The sequence below is a fragment of the Nocardia coffeae genome (assembly GCF_019890715.1).
Classification (GTDB): Bacteria; Actinomycetota; Actinomycetes; order Mycobacteriales; family Mycobacteriaceae; genus Nocardia; species Nocardia jiangxiensis.
The window spans coordinates 39,412-55,307 of the sequence record NZ_JAINZY010000014.1; the positions used below are offsets into that span (position 1 = coordinate 39,412).

The 15,896-nt window shown below is 61.8% G+C and carries 11 protein-coding genes and 1 pseudogene; 9 read left to right on the plus strand and 3 right to left on the minus strand.

Translation table 11 applies throughout. The features are described from left to right. Nucleotides 1-667: 667 nt before the first annotated feature. Together K7711_RS36645 and K7711_RS36650 are read right to left on the minus strand one after the other, a co-directional pair. Nucleotides 668-1,912, minus strand: coding sequence for a cytochrome P450 family protein (locus K7711_RS36645; protein ID WP_308015117.1), 1,245 nt, complete (start codon nt 1,910-1,912; stop codon nt 668-670). A gap of 100 nt (nt 1,913-2,012) precedes the next feature. Next, on the minus strand, nt 2,013-3,236 hold the full coding sequence (locus K7711_RS36650) for a cytochrome P450 family protein (protein ID WP_222975646.1): 1,224 nt from the start codon (nt 3,234-3,236) through the stop codon (nt 2,013-2,015). 1,358 nt (nt 3,237-4,594) lie between these two features. On the opposite strand from K7711_RS36650, the gene K7711_RS36655 reads away from it, so the two are divergent. From K7711_RS36655 to K7711_RS36690, 8 genes and pseudogenes are all read left to right on the plus strand, one after another. Beyond that, a complete protein-coding gene (locus tag K7711_RS36655) occupies nt 4,595-5,635 on the plus strand; it encodes a helix-turn-helix transcriptional regulator (RefSeq protein ID WP_222975648.1) in 1,041 nt (346 codons plus the stop codon). A 65-nt stretch (nt 5,636-5,700) separates the two neighbouring features. Further along, nucleotides 5,701-6,141 (plus strand): annotated as a pseudogene (locus K7711_RS36660) (transposase); the annotation flags it as partial. A 999-nt stretch (nt 6,142-7,140) separates the two neighbouring features. Next, entirely contained in the window at nt 7,141-7,923 is a 783-nt protein-coding gene (locus K7711_RS36665; RefSeq protein ID WP_222975652.1) for a hypothetical protein, read from the plus strand. Nucleotides 7,924-8,476: 553 nt separating this feature from the next. Next, nucleotides 8,477-8,962: a helix-turn-helix domain-containing protein gene (locus tag K7711_RS36670; protein ID WP_222975653.1), complete on the plus strand. Its 486-nt coding sequence runs from the start codon at nt 8,477-8,479 to the stop codon at nt 8,960-8,962. Further along, nucleotides 8,952-9,476 carry a hypothetical protein gene (locus K7711_RS36675; protein WP_222975655.1) on the plus strand — a complete coding sequence of 175 codons (525 nt, stop codon included), beginning with the start codon at nt 8,952-8,954 and terminating at the stop codon, nt 9,474-9,476. The genes K7711_RS36670 and K7711_RS36675 overlap by 11 nt, the downstream gene beginning before the upstream one ends. Continuing rightward, nucleotides 9,473-10,666, plus strand: a complete 1,194-nt coding sequence (locus K7711_RS36680; RefSeq protein ID WP_222975657.1) for an MAB_1171c family putative transporter — start codon at nt 9,473-9,475, stop codon at nt 10,664-10,666. The genes K7711_RS36675 and K7711_RS36680 overlap by 4 nt, the downstream gene beginning before the upstream one ends. Next, nucleotides 10,663-12,222: an AMP-binding protein gene (locus K7711_RS36685; protein WP_222975659.1), complete on the plus strand. Its 1,560-nt coding sequence runs from the start codon at nt 10,663-10,665 to the stop codon at nt 12,220-12,222. Before K7711_RS36680 ends, K7711_RS36685 begins: the two co-directional genes overlap by 4 nt. A 5-nt stretch (nt 12,223-12,227) precedes the next feature. Further along, a complete protein-coding gene (locus tag K7711_RS36690; protein ID WP_222975661.1) occupies nt 12,228-13,070 on the plus strand; it encodes an MmyB family transcriptional regulator in 843 nt (280 codons plus the stop codon). Nucleotides 13,071-14,381: 1,311 nt separating this feature from the next. Here the strand turns inward: K7711_RS36690 and K7711_RS36695 are convergent. Then, complete coding sequence (locus K7711_RS36695; RefSeq protein WP_222975663.1) at nt 14,382-14,717, minus strand: histone-like nucleoid-structuring protein Lsr2; 336 nt, start codon at nt 14,715-14,717, stop codon at nt 14,382-14,384. An 841-nt stretch (nt 14,718-15,558) separates the two neighbouring features. Between K7711_RS36695 and K7711_RS36700 the strand changes: the two genes are divergently transcribed. Next, entirely contained in the window at nt 15,559-15,894 is a 336-nt protein-coding gene (locus K7711_RS36700; RefSeq protein ID WP_222975665.1) for a type VII secretion target, read from the plus strand. Nucleotides 15,895-15,896 lie beyond the last annotated feature (2 nt).

Here is a 15,896-nt window from a genome sequence, read left to right on the forward strand (position 1 = left end):
ACAAGCTTCGGAGAACAGCGGAGCTGCGACAACAGGCTCAGCGAAACCACGATCGCCAGAACCTGTTTCGTCAGCTAACGGATGGCCGGCCATCGGCTGGTGCGCAGCGCATACGCGCCGCTGAGCCGACGTCGATGTCGTGTCAAGCTGCGGCAACACCGTTGCCGCAGAGTTGCCTTCGACCGACCGAGTCACGAATTGTATTGTGGCACAATTCGTCTTGGAGGTCATGGCGAACGATCACAGACGGTCGGCGGAGCCCGATTTCGCACTCCGGTCCGGTGTTCGGCAAACTGTTCGCTGCCGAACAGCGCGGATAGATACTCACGGTGTAGGTCTCAGGAAATTCTCAGCGTCTCCCGGGTGGGCGCTCCTACCGCTGCGCGTGCGAGCGATTGGCAACCCCAGCTGCCGCCGAGTAGGGAGCGCGGTGGGCTATCGGGCGATAGTGCATCCGCTCCGGCCGTCACCGTGCAGTGCGGAGCCCACCCGGACATGCCGATTCCGATGCCCCGGCCGGACCGAAGGCGGTCTCGCGCACCGCAACGACGGGACCGACCGGGGCTACGGGCTGTGCCGCGGGTAGCGAAGTGCTTCGTCTGCTCGGGGCCCGGCGCAGACGTCGAATAGCACTGCTGCCGAGAGATTTTCAACGAGCTGAATCCGCTCAAAGTGTGAACAGCTGAGTTGCGGGCGGGAATACCACCGGCAACGCGGTCAGTGATCGGTGGAATGGGCCGGGCCGCCACACGAGATCTTGTTGTGGCACTGCCAGTTTCGTTTCTCCGAGCAAGTCCAGGAGTGTATCGATGGCATATTCCGCGAGCCCTATTCCGTATGGCTTCGCGTTTGCGGGGCAAGCATGCTCGCTGGGGCCGCCGAACGCCAAATTCCATCCGTTGTCGAGGAATTCACCGTTGTTCATCGCCGGGTCGGTGTTACATGCGGCCATGCTGATGATGACGGGCTGGTCTTGTGGCAGCCAGACGCCGTCGACCAGAGTCGGCTGCGGAGGATATGTGGCGCAGTAGTTGGCCATCGGCGGATCCGTTGCCAGCCGCTCGTCGAGAGCGTTTCTCGTCGAGAGCGCAAGCCGGTTGCCGTCGCTGATGAAGCGACTGTCGGTCATCATCAACAGCAGCGTGTTGGCGATGAGGTTGACCGGCGGTTCGACACCGGCGGCGAACAGCAGCACCAGTTGATCCACCATCTCCTGATCGGACAGCCCTGCGGGGTGCTGGGCCAGTCTGGTCGTGACATCGTCACCGGGCTGTTCACGTTTGAGAGTTGTCAGATCGAGCAACGCATCGTTCATGATGCTGTTCACTGTGGCGGTGTCCACGCCGTCGAACATCGCGGCGCTGGCTTCCGCGACCCGGGCACCGATATCCGGTGGGCAGCCCAATATCTGACAGAACACCGAGAAGACCACCGGCAGGATGTACTGATTCAGTACGTCAGCCCTCCCGTCCCGACAGAACTCGTTGACGAAAGGAATAGCGGCGCTCTCGACTACGGGCCGCACGCTCCGGTCGACCCCGAACAAGGCGTCGTTCAATGCCGTACGGTAACGCTTGTGCTCTCGACCACTCTTTCGGATCGCGTTGAACCGATCCTCGAGCATCGGCATGATCGGAATATCGGCAGGCACTGTCGTTTGCCACTTGCTCGGATCAGCCGGAAAGTGACCGGGGTCGTTGAGGATTCGCACCGCGGTGCTGTAGCCGATAACCAGAGTCGCGGGCACGCCCTCCCACATCCAGACAGGTACCAGGGCTCCATGTATACGACGCATTGCACCATAGGCCCCGTGGGGATCGGCCGCGAACTCTAAACTGTGGATCGGGAATCGAGGAGTCATGTCCTCGATCGACCGAGGGATAGCAGCCTGGCGCGTGTGCTGCGGATGCACGTAGTCTCCTTGAAATCGGTTGCGGCAGTATAGTACCCAAGTCGGCGTCCAAAGGTCGCCGCACAGCGCTTCCAGGGCGGAGTGCATGCCCTGTGCGGCACTATCCGTACAGACGGACCGGCAGCCGCTGGTGGCCGTTGGAGATGAAACTGGGCACAGCGCCCAGACCGCCATCATCCACGGCGAGTGCCATGTCCGGGAAGCGGTTGAACAGCGCGGCCAAGGCGATGTCAGCTTCAAGCCGGGCCAGCTGTGCTCCAAGACAGTAGTGAGCGCCGTAGCCGAAGGCCAAGTGATCGGTGACCGTTCGGCGCGTGTCGAATTCGTCGACGGAGGACTCTCCGTACACCTTGGGATCGCGGTTCGCCGCCGCGTAGGAAGCCAGGATCGCCTGGCCCTTGGCGATGTGCAGGTCAGCGATATCGATGTCCTCGACCGCGTACCGTAGTGGCACGTGGGCGACCGGTGACTGGTACCGCAAGGTCTCCTCGATCACCTCGCGCCAAGGCACCTCGGCCGAGATCACCTCGGCTCGTAGGTTAGGCACGGTGAGCACTGCGTGGATCGCCTGGTCGAGCAGGTTGACGGTGGTTTCGTGCCCCGCGCTGATGATCAGCAGCAGAGTGTCGACCAACTCTTCCTGCACCACCAGGCCTTCCGCGATCATCGCGCTAGTAAGGTCATCGCCCGGGTGCCTCCTACGCTCGTCGACATGTTCGCCGAGGATTCGGTACATCTGCTCCGCGTTGGCCTGTGCCTCCTCCCGCGTCAGCGAGGTGTTGAAGATCTTGTCGACGCAATTCCGCAGGCCTGGCCCCAGGCTCTCCGGTACGCCCATCAGCGTGGAGATGACCTGGATCGGAACCGGATAGCAGTAGGCCTCTCGCAGGTCGATCGGCTCGCCGGGCGGTGTATGCATCAATTCGTCGAGCCGAGCGGTCGCGATCGCCTCGACGGCCGGGCGCATCTGCTCGACACGCCGCATGGTGAATGCCCGCTGGACCGGCTTGCGCAATCGGCTGTGCTCTGCACCGTAGGCCGTGAACATGTTCTTCACTGACACCCACAGAGACAGTGGCCAGTCCTCGGCCACTTCACCGTTGATGAACTCCGGCCAGTGCTCGCGGGCGTTCTTGGACACTCTGGGATCGGCCAGCAGCGCCTTGAGCAGTTCGGCGTCGGTCACCGCCAAGGCGAGAAATCCCCCGGGGAGCTCGACCAGGGTCGCTGGTCCCCGCCCTCGGAGGCGTGCGCACTCACCCTGAATGTCGGTGCCCAGACCATCCAGAACAATAGGGTTATAGCTGAGACTGTCGAGCTCCACTGTGATCTCCTTACTCGTCCTGCAACATGGGGCTTTGAGGAAAATGACTGGCGGCGACCGCAGCGCACGATGGAAAGGCCCTGGACGCCAGGCTAATTGGTCAGGGCGATGGGCGAGCCGAAGTCGGGTACAGCGTCGAGCAGTTGATCGACACAGGCTCCGCGATCGCTATCGCGTGCGCTGTTGCTGGGCAGGCGTGCTGCCCAGACCGAATCCTAAATGTGATCGATTGCCGGTTATATCCGATGACCGCACTGCAGGATCCGCATTACAGGCGGCCAGGCGTATCACCGCCGGTTGGTGTGCAGGTAGCCAGGTGTCCTCGAGCAGGATCGGCTGACGTAAGTAGGAGAAACAGAACTGGGCCATGGGCGGGTTGTCGGTACCAGCTCCACCGGTACCAGGGAACCGAATCGCTCTCGCATCTGGTCGTACACGGCATGCGGGTTGTCGGCGAATCCCGGCTGTACAGCGGGTAGCGCGCTCGGCACCGAGTGGTGTGTTGTGTACAACGGACGAGCTGGCCATAGGCGAGGGTGACCTCCGATTGGAATGACACTGACAAGACACCGGCGCACCGGGTTCGACGACGGGAACGGCATTGTTCCCGGCACCTGCAGCAGTCGATCGCCCGAGCGTGCGCGATAGTGTCGCAGTCCTGTGTCGCCTTCGACTCAGGTCGAACGCAAATATTTTGCGCCAGAACACTATTTGGGCAGCGCCCCTGCACACCGCGGTACCAGGGCGAAGTTCGGCCGTTGACCTCGGTCGCAGGACTGCTCGACACCCTCGCGGCACATGAGCACGCTGCGGCGAACATGCAATCGAATGGCTCGTGAATTACTGTGTGCGAACAGAATCCGGCGTCAGCTTGCCCGTCGACCAGTGTGTGGTGCGGAGCACGCTTGAACGAGCATTTATCGACCGTGCACGCTAGGTGCTCTTGCCATGGCCATGCGCGCTGCATGGATCGTCAACGACTGTTCAGGCGCACAATGCAGGCATGGCTCCAGTAGTGCTGTTGGACCAATTTTCGCGCCTGAGTGATAGATGGTGTGAACGGTGTTGTGCAACCGCCGCCCGAACGCGGCAATGGCAGCAATGAGCGACATCTGTGCCTCCACAACGTGCGTTGATGGATCGAGGTCGGGGCGGTAACCCACGCCTGGAATCCTGCTCGACGAACACTCCGGTCAGCTGGTGGGCGGCATTGCCCGACAGTCCGAGCAGTGGCACTGCGCCGTCCTTGCTCTGTATGAGCGCTTGCGCTACCCGTACGATCGCTGAAAGGTTAACGGGGCGTGCGAAACCGGCGTGACCGAAATCGCGCAGGCGTTTTCGCGCAAACAGACCAAGGGATGGTGATCGTGGTGACAAAGGGCGCGGACCCTAGCGTGCATTACGACGTCTTCGAGGTGTCCCTTGATGCAGGTCTACCTGCGGTCGACCGGATAGACAGGTGGCGTGACCACGTCGGCCGTAATCAAGGCGAGGCCGTGACGCGGATCGGGGAGCCGATGAACTTCTGGGGTCGAACGTGGACGCAACAGGCGCTGACCACCCGAAACGACGACGGTGATCCCAACCGGATTCAGCTGGTGGAATTCGCTTCCAGCGCTATCGATTACAACCGTAGTGACAAAGCCGCGAGAAGCGGCGAAGACCACAGTGCTCGGCTGTTCATCCCTCTCGCTGGGGAGATCCACCTCGCCCAATCCGACCATGCTGCGAGCATCGGGCCGGGGCAGATGGGTGTCCTGCGCTGGGACCGGGGTATCGCCCTGTCTCACGGTGACGACGTGCGCGCATATATCCTTCATCTCCCTGCCTACGTTCTGCCTCCGGCCCGTGACCCACAGGGGGCGTTGGGGATTCAACCGAAGAACTTCATTTTGAGGAATGTCCGGTCGATGGTTGACAGCCTCGCGGGGGATCGCGCTACGTTGTCGTCCGCTGAGTTCGTCGATTTCGGCCGTGCGATCGTTGATCTCATCGCGGGAACCCTCGACGAGCGCCGCGCTCCGGAATTGGATAACTATGCCAGAACGGTGGCGAACGCACGTCGACGCATTCACCTGTATTATTCCGACTCAGACCTAACCGTAGGTACTGTGGCGGAGCATCTCGGAGTGTCGACACGGTATCTGCAGGGTGCCATGAAAAAGGTAGCTCAGCACAGCCTCGCCGAGGAACTACGTACTATTCGTTTGGAGCGGGCACGCGATCTGTTGCAGGCAGAATCGGAGACCAGACTGGACATCGTCGATGTGGCCACAGCGTGCGGCTACTCCAGCCTCAGCGGCTTTCGAGACGCGTTCGTTGCCAAGTACGGCATCCAACCCGGGGAGTTCAGGCTCCGGACGAGTGCATCGGATCGGCAGCCGGGGAACGCCGGATAACTTCCGTAGCCTTCGCGAATTCGCCGAAATTGGTGACAGCTCGCATCGGAAACGAAGAAGGGCCGCAAAAACGCCCGCATCCCGGCGTACAGCTGCGGTTCACCGACCGCGACGGAATGCAGCTGACCGCGTTAGTCACCAACATCATCCATGGCCAGCCGCCCGACCTGGAACTCCAGCATCGCCAGCGAGCGCGCTGCGAGGAACCCATCCACACTGCCATGGACACCGATCTGCGGAATCTACCGTTCTACGACTTCGACGCCAACCGCATCCGGCTCGGCCTCGGCGCGCTCGCGGTGGATCTGACCGTCTGGAAACAAACCCTCGTTCTGGCCGATCACAGTGCCCGCGGATGAGAACCGAAAACTCTTCGCCTGCGGCTGTTCTCGATCCTAGCCCGCCTCGCAGGCCACTCCCGGCGAACCCACCTGCGTCTGTCAGCCCACACCCCTGAACCAGACTCGCTCTCACCATCCGGACCCATCTGCAGCCCGGCTGATTAGTATCAACCCGCCTCAAAACATTCCTCGCCTGGTTGCATAAAATCGCGTGCGCGAATTCGGTTCCGCTTGAACACTCACGCTGGCTAGCATTCCGCTTCGGAGGCCCATACCTGATGGGCAGCTGGACGTGGAGTTGGTCAAGGTGCTCACGCATTTCGGACGCCGCCCGGGGAGCTTCCTCCGCGTCTAACGACTTGAAGTAGATACTACGGATGCACCGGGCCGGGTGGGCGTCTTGAAGAGAACGAGGGGGTCCGCGATGTCGGCAACAATTATACTTCCTGACACAGTGGGGCGTTATGGACAATCATCGCGCAAGGAGTTCGCACATAGGTTCTCCGCACTATGTTCAACCGGGGGCAATCCCCCGCTTCGTAGTGTGGCCATGTTCGCACAATCGCGAGTTCGGAAGTCTCACGGGTCGGTGCGGTCGGCCATAATTTCAGCGCAGCGAATCAGCGACTGGAAGATCGGATGTAACGTATCTGCCCGATTCGAAGCCCTCATGCCTGTCACAATAAAAGTTACGGCGCGTGCACGACGCCGGTCTGCTGTCTCTGCCGGACTGGTCAGCACAAAGGAATGGCAGGCACTGTGGTCAGCGGCTACGATATCGGCGACCATCAAAGCAGCGAATTTACATGCGGCCGATCAACCGCGTGGTAAACCCCATACTTCGAGGTGCCTTCCTGGCGATATATCGGATAACGATGTACAGATGGCGAAGTGCTCGGAGGAGATCGACGCTGAGTCATGTGGTATCTGATCGAGAGAGCAATACCGTCTCGAGGCATTCGATACCAGCCGGAGGACCGCACCGCACGCGCCAAACCGTTGCATCGAGCGATCCGGCCAGCCTCGGTGGCCACAGCCGCCAGCTCCGCAGTTCAAACAGCCCTACACAACAGTCGCCACTCTGTCCGGCGGCTCACTGTTCGCGGCGAGAACTTCACCGTGGCAGCATTTCCGGTCCCTGGGCCGCACGATCACCCTCTCGCGGTGCAACTCTCAGTCACCAATACCGAAGGTGAGCCCGAGCCCGTGCCACCGGTCGATGCGTTCATATGGGACAGCGCCCGGTGGATGCTGCTCAGCCAAGGTGCCGGGGGCGGCGCGGTCGTCCCAGCCGGCTACCCGAGACTGCACGCGGCCTGGTTCCTGGCCCGGATCATCGAATGCGAAGACCGCGACACGCTGATCGCTGCCGCACTGAACCCCTTACCAGGAACAACCTGGAAGGGCCACATGCAGGTCCTGACTACCGACGACACCCCGAGCCGGGTGTACGCCCATTTCCGGTACCACTCACCGCAGCGGTTGTCTGGGCTGCTCTTGCAGGTCGAGCGTTACCACGCACCGGTGCTCCTTCCACCGACTCATCACCGGGATGCCGCGGCCGAACTTCTGGGCGCCACAACCGCACTGATCGATATCGAACGGATGCAGATCGTCGAATGGCTTACCCCGCCGCTGAGCGGGATTGCCTGGCCGTACCACCCCACCGCACACGGTCCCGCCCCCACCGATCCGGACGGAAACAGTTCGCAGACCGCGCCGTTGATCCATCCCGACGACCTCGCCACGACGCTACGCAACATGCACGACCTGGCCACCGGGCACGTCACCGCGAACCGCACAGTGGCCCGCCTGCTCACTGTGGAGGGTCACTGGCAGTCCGTCGAACTGCATCACACCCACCTGCCTCACGGATCATCACGATTCATCGCGGTGCTCATCCGCCCCCTGCCAACGCAGCCGCAGTTTGATCATCAGCTCAGATGAAAGAACGCAATATTGCGACCGTCGATGTTGGCAATCGGCGTGTGATCAGTTATTCTGCGGATGCACTCCCTCCAGGGAGTTACGCCAGACGTGTCATCCACCGTTCTGGCGTCGCTCACACCTCCGGATCGCCTGCTTGCACGCCAGCCGACCGGAGATCCTTTCTCACCCTGGAGGTCTCGCCATGTCCTCGATTTCAACCTTGTTGCCGAACCGACGCGGTTCCCGCTCTGACCGGAGGCTGCACCTCCGCGCCCACGGCACCGGGCACTCGCAGAGCGAGAACGCGCGAGCAGGCTGGCCCCGGCAGATGTTGCCCGACAAACGATTCCAACGCACCGGCGAAGCACCGACGCACATCGCCATGGCCGAGTTCTGTTCACCCACTGGGAGTTCCCCCCGTCTGACCGTCGACGCGCTTTCTGGGCCCGCCAATGGGTTCGCACCCCGGACTCCGATGACCAAGCTCGCACCGAGCGATCGTCCACCGACGTGCGCCGTCGATCACAGTGTCCCCGAACCCCCTGACCGCGGGACATCTAGAGGAGTTCCGATGATGGACCATACCGATGGTGATACCTGCGCGGACGATCCGCGGCGAGGATTCACCGCAAAGCTGAACTTCCTGTTCGCGACGATTGTCCCGGCCGGGGGTCGTGAGTACAGCAACGCGCGTGTGGCTGGTGCTATCTGCGCGACCGGTGTGCAGATTTCCCCAAGCTACATTTGGGAACTGCGCAAGGGCCGCAAGGACAATCCCACGCTCAAACACCTCCAGGCACTCGCCGACTTCTTCGGCGTCCCACCGGCATACTTCCTCGATGCCGCGACACACGACCGGGTGACTCACCGTCTGGAACAGCTCCGCGCCGAACAACAACGGCTCAGGGAACTGGCCGCGACCAACGAAGTACAGATGATGGCGCTTCGCGCAGGGGAACTGTCCAGCAAGGGCCGCCGACAGGTCGCCGACATGCTCGAAATGGTGCACAGGCTCGAACAAGCTGAGCGACACGGCGAGCACGGCGATGAAGGGTGAGCGCACACTGCGACGGCAGTGCCGGGACCTGTTACGGGAGTTGGGAATTCATCCACCGCTGGACGTGGAAACCCTGTGCCGTCTGGTCGGTGAGCGGCAGGGCCGCCCCATCCGGCTGATCGCCCAACCGATCCCGGTGCCCGGCCCCTTCGGCGCCTGGATCGCCACCGCCCGTGCGGATTACATCTTCTTCCAAAGCGAGACCACCCCATCGCACCAGCAGCACATTATTCTTCACGAACTCGGTCACCTCCTTGCCAGTCACCGTAGCGAGGTGGACGACGAGTCGATGATCGCGATGCTGTCCCCAGATGGCGGACTACCACCGCAGTTGGTACGCCGGGCCCTGCAACGGACCTCGTACGACACCGACCAGGAACGCGAAGCAGAAACGATCGCCTCGATCATCCTGGAATGGGCATCGGTCGCAGAGTGCGTCGCACCGGCCCCTTCTCCGAGCCCAACCACCCAACGCATCGGGACCTCCTTGACCTACCGGGTCGGCTGGCTGTGATCGCGCTGCGGATCCTGGAGTGGATCGCAATCCTGGCCTTGCTGTGGGTAGTGGCGCTGGTGGCGCGTCGGCCGAACAATGTCCAGCTGTGGTGGGTCGCCGGGGTTGTGGGGTGTTGGACCACGGGAATCCCGTCCGTGATCCGCGCATCCGGTGGCCACCGTCATCTGGGCCTGGATCCGATGACCGTCCAAGTGATCGGCCACACGCTGATGATGTCCGGCGCCTACTGCCTGGGCTGCTTCTACTGTTTCGTGGCGTTCGACACACATTCAGCGACAGTTCGCGCAACACGACGCGGGCTGGTACTGATCGCGGTCGTCCTCACTGTGACCGTCGCGGCCTGGCGGATGCCGGTCGGTGTCCGCACCGATGCTGCCATGCTCACCGCGGTCGAGCACACCGAACTCGTACGCGGTGTCTCTAGCATCGGGGTGTTCTACACGAGCGCGAATCTCTATCTACTGTACGCGTTTTCCACTGCGGCGGTCTCCACCCGACGCAGCGCCCGCTACGCAGCCGGTGCACTACGACGTGCCCTGGCGACCACCACAGCGGGACTGATCACCTTGACCGCAGGTTTCGGGATCTTCGCTCTCGCCAGTAGCGTCCGATGGGCCGGTGCCAACCTGCCCAACCCGATCCGGAAACTAGGCGTACTGCTTCTACTTCCCGGATTCGGGCTATACCTGATAGGCATCACCATGCCCGCGACAGGAACCGGGATCGCCGCAGCACGGATCTGGTGGATCCACCGCCGCGATTACCACACCCTCGCCCCCCTGTGGAGCGCCCTGAACACGCAATTCCCCGAGGACGCCTTCATACCCACCCGCTTCCCGGATGGCAGCCTGCTCGACAGGCTCGGCTTTAGCGACGTGCATCGCCGCTGGTATCGCCGCGTCATCGAATGCCGCGACGGGCTCGTCCGCATCAGCCCCTACATCGCGCGGATCCAAGCCCGAGACGCCCAGAGCCCCTCAACGTCAAGCAAACTCGCCCACCAGCTCCGCCGCGCACTCGACGATCGCGCCGCCGGTGTCGCGGTCCCCGAAGACGCCGTCCCGATCGCCACACCGACCACCGACGGACTCGACGCCGACGTCGAAGTTCTTCTGGCCCTAGCCATTGCGCTCGGTGAACAGGCGCACGACCGAACATGCACCGTGAAAGGTACGACCCCGCGATGACCGCACCGGACACCTCCATCGGGATCGTGCTGGCTTCCTTCGCCGAACCCCCTGACCGATTCGCCATCACTTATCAGCACGGCGGATGGACATACCGTGAGTTGCTGAAACACATTCACCGCGCGGCACGAGCACCGCACGGCCACGGGATCGGACGCGGCGACGCGCTCGCCCTTGCCACCGGCGCGGACCCCACCACGTTCGCCTTGCGGTTCGCCGCCAACGTCCTGGGGTGCGCCACCACCGTCCTGTACGACGACCTCGCCTCCCCAGTACTCGCCGACATGCTCCGCTACGTCGAACCTGCCGCCGTCATCGTCGATCCCGCACACGACCCGGACCGTGTGTTCGCTGCCATCGAGCAGGCCCCCGCAGCAGCGGTGTGGGCACTGGGCGAGTATCCCAGCACGGTGAACGTCGCCGACGCGATCGACACCGAACCCGCACAACCGACGGATATCCAGGCCCAACCAGAAGATCTGTCCTCGATCCGGCTCACCGATGGCAGCACCGGAATCCCCAAAGGAATCCCCCAGAACTCAGCTCCCCCAGCCTACTTCGATCCCAACTACCTCAAAGGGTGGAACCACACTCAGCTGATTTGCACCGCGATCGGACACCTGGGCGACCAACTCGCCGAGGTCGTCGTCACCGCGGGCGGGCGCGTGGTGCTCCAGCACGAAGCCTCCAACCCTGCCCAGGTACTCGACGCGATCGAACCCGAGCAGATCACATTCATTTGGATGCAACCGGCCATGCTTCACCAGATCCTGGATGACCCCGCACTGGCGACCACCGACACCTCGAGCCTGCGCTCGATGACGATCACCGGCGGGCCCAGCACACCCGAACGCATCGTCCAGGCACTCGACCGGTTCGGGCCGATCATCACCCAGGGCTACGGCGCTTACGAAACAGGCCAGATCACCCTGCTCACACCACCCGAACACCAACGGCGCGAACTACTCACCAGCGTCGGCCGGCCCGTACCCGGCGTACAGGTCAGCATCGCCACAGGATTGATGACCGGCTGCTACAAGCAGCCCGACCACACCGTCGAAGCAATGCACGAAGGCTGGTACCACACCGGCGACCTCGGATTCCTCGACACCGAAGGCTATTTGAGCGTCGTGGGCCGCAGCAAGGACACCATCGTCGACGTCCACGAAACCGTGCACCCAGCGCATGTGGAAAAAGTCCGGCACCGACATCTGCGCATCCAGCAAGCCGCAGTATTTGGCATCACCAACGGGCACGACCGCGACGAAAAGATCGCCGCCGCAATCGTTCCCACACCACCACATCGCCTCCACGTGGACGAGGTGGCCGACTGGGTACGCACCGAACTCAGATCCGCCTACACCCCCGAAGTAGTCCTCCTTCTCGACCACATGCCTACCACAGGCAGCAACAAACCCGACCGCATCATGCTCCGACAACTCGCCACCGAGAGCACCACCAACCAGTCGCCCGCACCTGACACCTCGCCCTCTGACTCCATGAGCCCCACCCGAAACCCGAACAGCACCAAAATAACCCACCACGCACGGAGGTGACATCCATGCGACACAACTACGGCAACAGACGCCGCCAACCGCACCGGATCCCCCCGCGCCACGTCGCCCGTATCCCGGCCCTCTCGCAATACCTCGAACAGATCCGCTATGAGCTGAAATGGTCACGCGAACAAGTCGAGAAACTGACCGGGGTCAGTAAATCCTACGTACGAAACATCGAAACCAACGACCGACATCCCAGCGCCGAGATCCTCGATAAGCTCATCGCCGGATATCGAATGACACCCGCTCAAGCACGCCATACCCGCGAACTGCTCGCACCCCCACTACCTCTGACCCCGCTCGACCAACTCCACAGCCGCCTGCAGAACACACCAGAACTCACCAACCACCTCGATGACCTCGACCACCGCGGTATCCCAGCCCTCTACACCGACCCACTGGGCAACGTATTGACGCTCAATCAGACTATGCGCAACGCTTTCCCCGGACTCGAAGAAGCCGGAAACACCACCCTATGGTGCTTCGGCACCGAATCCCGGCAAATCCTTCTCGATCACGACAAGGAAAGCGACTTCACTATCGCCAGACTAAAAGCCTCCCTGGGCCGCCACCGCGCCGCGCCCGAAGGCCGCGAACTTCTACAGATTCTGCGCCGCTACGAAGAATTCACCCGTCGATGGACCACTAGCACACGAATCGCCTACAGCCGCGAACCAAACGACCGACTGCGCTGGCGATACCCAGACAGCAGTCGCGAGTACTCGGCGACGATTCAGATAACGTCCGTCACAGATGCTCAGCAGATCCTCCAGTACAGCGTATTCCCCCAACCTCGCACGCTACCGAGCCCCTGCAACGAAATCCACCATATTGGACGACAGTGATCCAAGAAGTCCAAATCACCAACAACGGTTCGGCAAGCCCGTGATCATCTAATCCTGTCCAGGCGTCGGCTTTCGAGACGGCTCTCCCGGACCGATGAGCCCCATTTCCTTCGCCAACGCCAACCACCAGCGAACCGTCTCGGGACGAGGGCGCCGTTTCGGATCAGGCTCTACGCAGGCTGCAACGTACTCGTGAATCGGCTCGTGACGGAGACGCCCCTCCCGAGCACGTTCAACCACCTCCCGAAGGAACCTCTCAGTAAGCTTTCGAGGCCGACCGCGGCTCCGTCGACGCCGAAGGCCAGCGCGGACTGCGTCCGTATACCTCTCCGGAGCCTCGAGCCGATCCGGGACGGCCTCGACGTCCAACAGGGAGGTCAGAACCCCCGATCCCGCAGCAGCAGCGATGCGTGCCAATGGCAAAGACTTCAGGTCGAGGTTCGTTATGGCGACATCATCGAAAGCGGGTGGCGAATATATACGCAGGTCCACGATTCGAGGTGGCTGACCATGGTTCTCAATAACGCGCACTTCAAACCGGAATGGCCATCCCGATAACTTCACGATCGCTCGATGCCCGGGAAGGGTATCGCCCCTCGACTCAGCATCGACATGCCTGAATCGTTCAATAGGCAGACCGCCCACTACCCCCGATAGCCGATCAACATAAATGACTTCTCCTTTCTTCGACGGCGGATACACGACCTCCAGCGGGTTTCTCGGAGTAGATTCATTTGAGTACATTTCCCAACAATACCGCAAAAGCTGAATGGCCAGCTCAGACACACTTCCACGAAAGGGTGAATGGATCCTGCGATTCGGCCGCGCGCCCAAGACGACGGCAGTCGACACAGCCACGACATGTTGTCGCCAACCCACTCAGCCTAAAGGCGGCAAGTGTGATTGCGCCTGAAGCACGCTCATGCCAACGTTGGGCCCCTAGTTCGCGGCCTATATCTCCACTCGTGATCCCGGTGTAGTCAACCTCGACAGTAGCGCAGTTGAGAGTTGGGACGATGAGGGCTGCTGCGCGACCAGATGAGTGGTTAAGCAGCTCCTCCCCGTCCGCGCCGACGAAGCTGACGAAGCTGACGAACGACTCTCGGACAGCCGGGTGACGTCCACCAACCAGTCATCGATGAACTGCGACATCATGTGGCGAATTCGAGCAGGAAGCATCCAGAACGATAATTGACACACTGCCGCGGTACACGGTCGACACTATGCGTCCGCCCGCACCGACCGGACACGCCAACCATGAACAGCGCCGACCGCACTACTTCTCCGTGCGGTCGCTGCGGGGCGCTTGGGTTAGCTCGCTTTGTTGTACGCCTCTACAATGCTGGCCTGGATCCGCCCGCGGTTGGATACGTCATAGCCGTTCTTTCGGGCCCACTCTCGAACCGCTTTGGTCTGTTCCTTGTCGGCGGCAGTACGACCGCCAATCTTGCTCTTACCCTTGGAAATTCGGCCAACCTTACGAGCAGGCTCGGCCCACTGCTCGAACGCATCCCGCAGTTTACCGGCGTTCTTCACAGACAAGTCGATTTCGTACTCGACACCGTCGATGCCGAATAGGACAGTTTCTTCCGCCTTGGACTTACCGTCATAGTCGTCAATCAGTTCGACGGTGACCTTCTTAGCCATGTGAGTCGCTCCTGTCTTCATAAGAAATGCCAGAGATACAAGCGTAGAACATTGACGGAGACGCCGCTCGACCGGCACATCAACAGGGCAGCCATAGCTGAGATTTGATGTTGGCGCTGGCAGAACGCCGCATCAGCAACCGGCCTCGATAGGCCAGGTTAACATGCTCAACAAGCCTTTGTGCGCGAATACTTCGAATGTGGCGCTCGGTCCATGCATCACAGCCGTGGTTCGGACAACCGATCTCAGCATCGACGCTATGACCGCAGTGCGATGAAAGGCGTGCGATTCAGCCGCCAGGTGTTGACAGGGGACAATCCCACCCTCAGCCAAGGTTGCTGAGTATTTCCTGGCTCCAGAAGCTTATCGGCGCGTCACCACTCCAACACGCCGCAGGATTATCCGACATCGTCGGCATGGAGACTCGAACTTTCCAACCGATGACCAACTTTTCAGCGGGACCAGTCGGGACGTCAAGGGCGCGGCCGCGCCGGGCACTTGCAGAATATCGCCCGCCCAGGCTACTTCCAGGGACACTGCGGGACAGTCAGGGACTGGCAACCGGGCGTTTGACCCAAGCCTGGGTGTCGCGGGTTCGAGTCCCGTCAGCCACCCCATGAAGGGCAGGTCCGGAGCGTGTTCCGGACCTGCCCTTCGGCTTGATTCGAGTTCTTCCGACGAGGCGTTCGCCACCGGAAGGTGTTCCCCACGTTGGCAATACCTCGATTCGGCGCCCAGTAATAATGGAGCAACCGAGGGCGGCGCCATGTCGGCCACAAAACCGCAGGTAGACGCCGGTCGGCTGCGCGACTGCCCGCATTCTGACGATTAGGTAGTTGATATGCCGAACGAGGTTCCGCGGCTTGTGGTCGATGACCATGAACTACAGCATCACAGCACGCTGCGCTACCAACGGTCCAGTGAGGTCCATAACGCGGCGACTCCACCACATGAACACCTGAACAGTCTGAGCGACGAATTGGGCGTGGCCGGCTCGGTCGGTGTGGAGGCATTGCGGGAATACCACGCGAACTTTCGTCATACCGAATTGAAGGGTATCGCCGCCGCACACGGCGCGATCGGGGCCAATTTGCGCGGTCACGCGGCGCCGGCCTTCGATGGAGCGGATGTGGACAACGGTCGTCGGGTCGCCGCTACCGACGAGTTCGATCGGTGAGC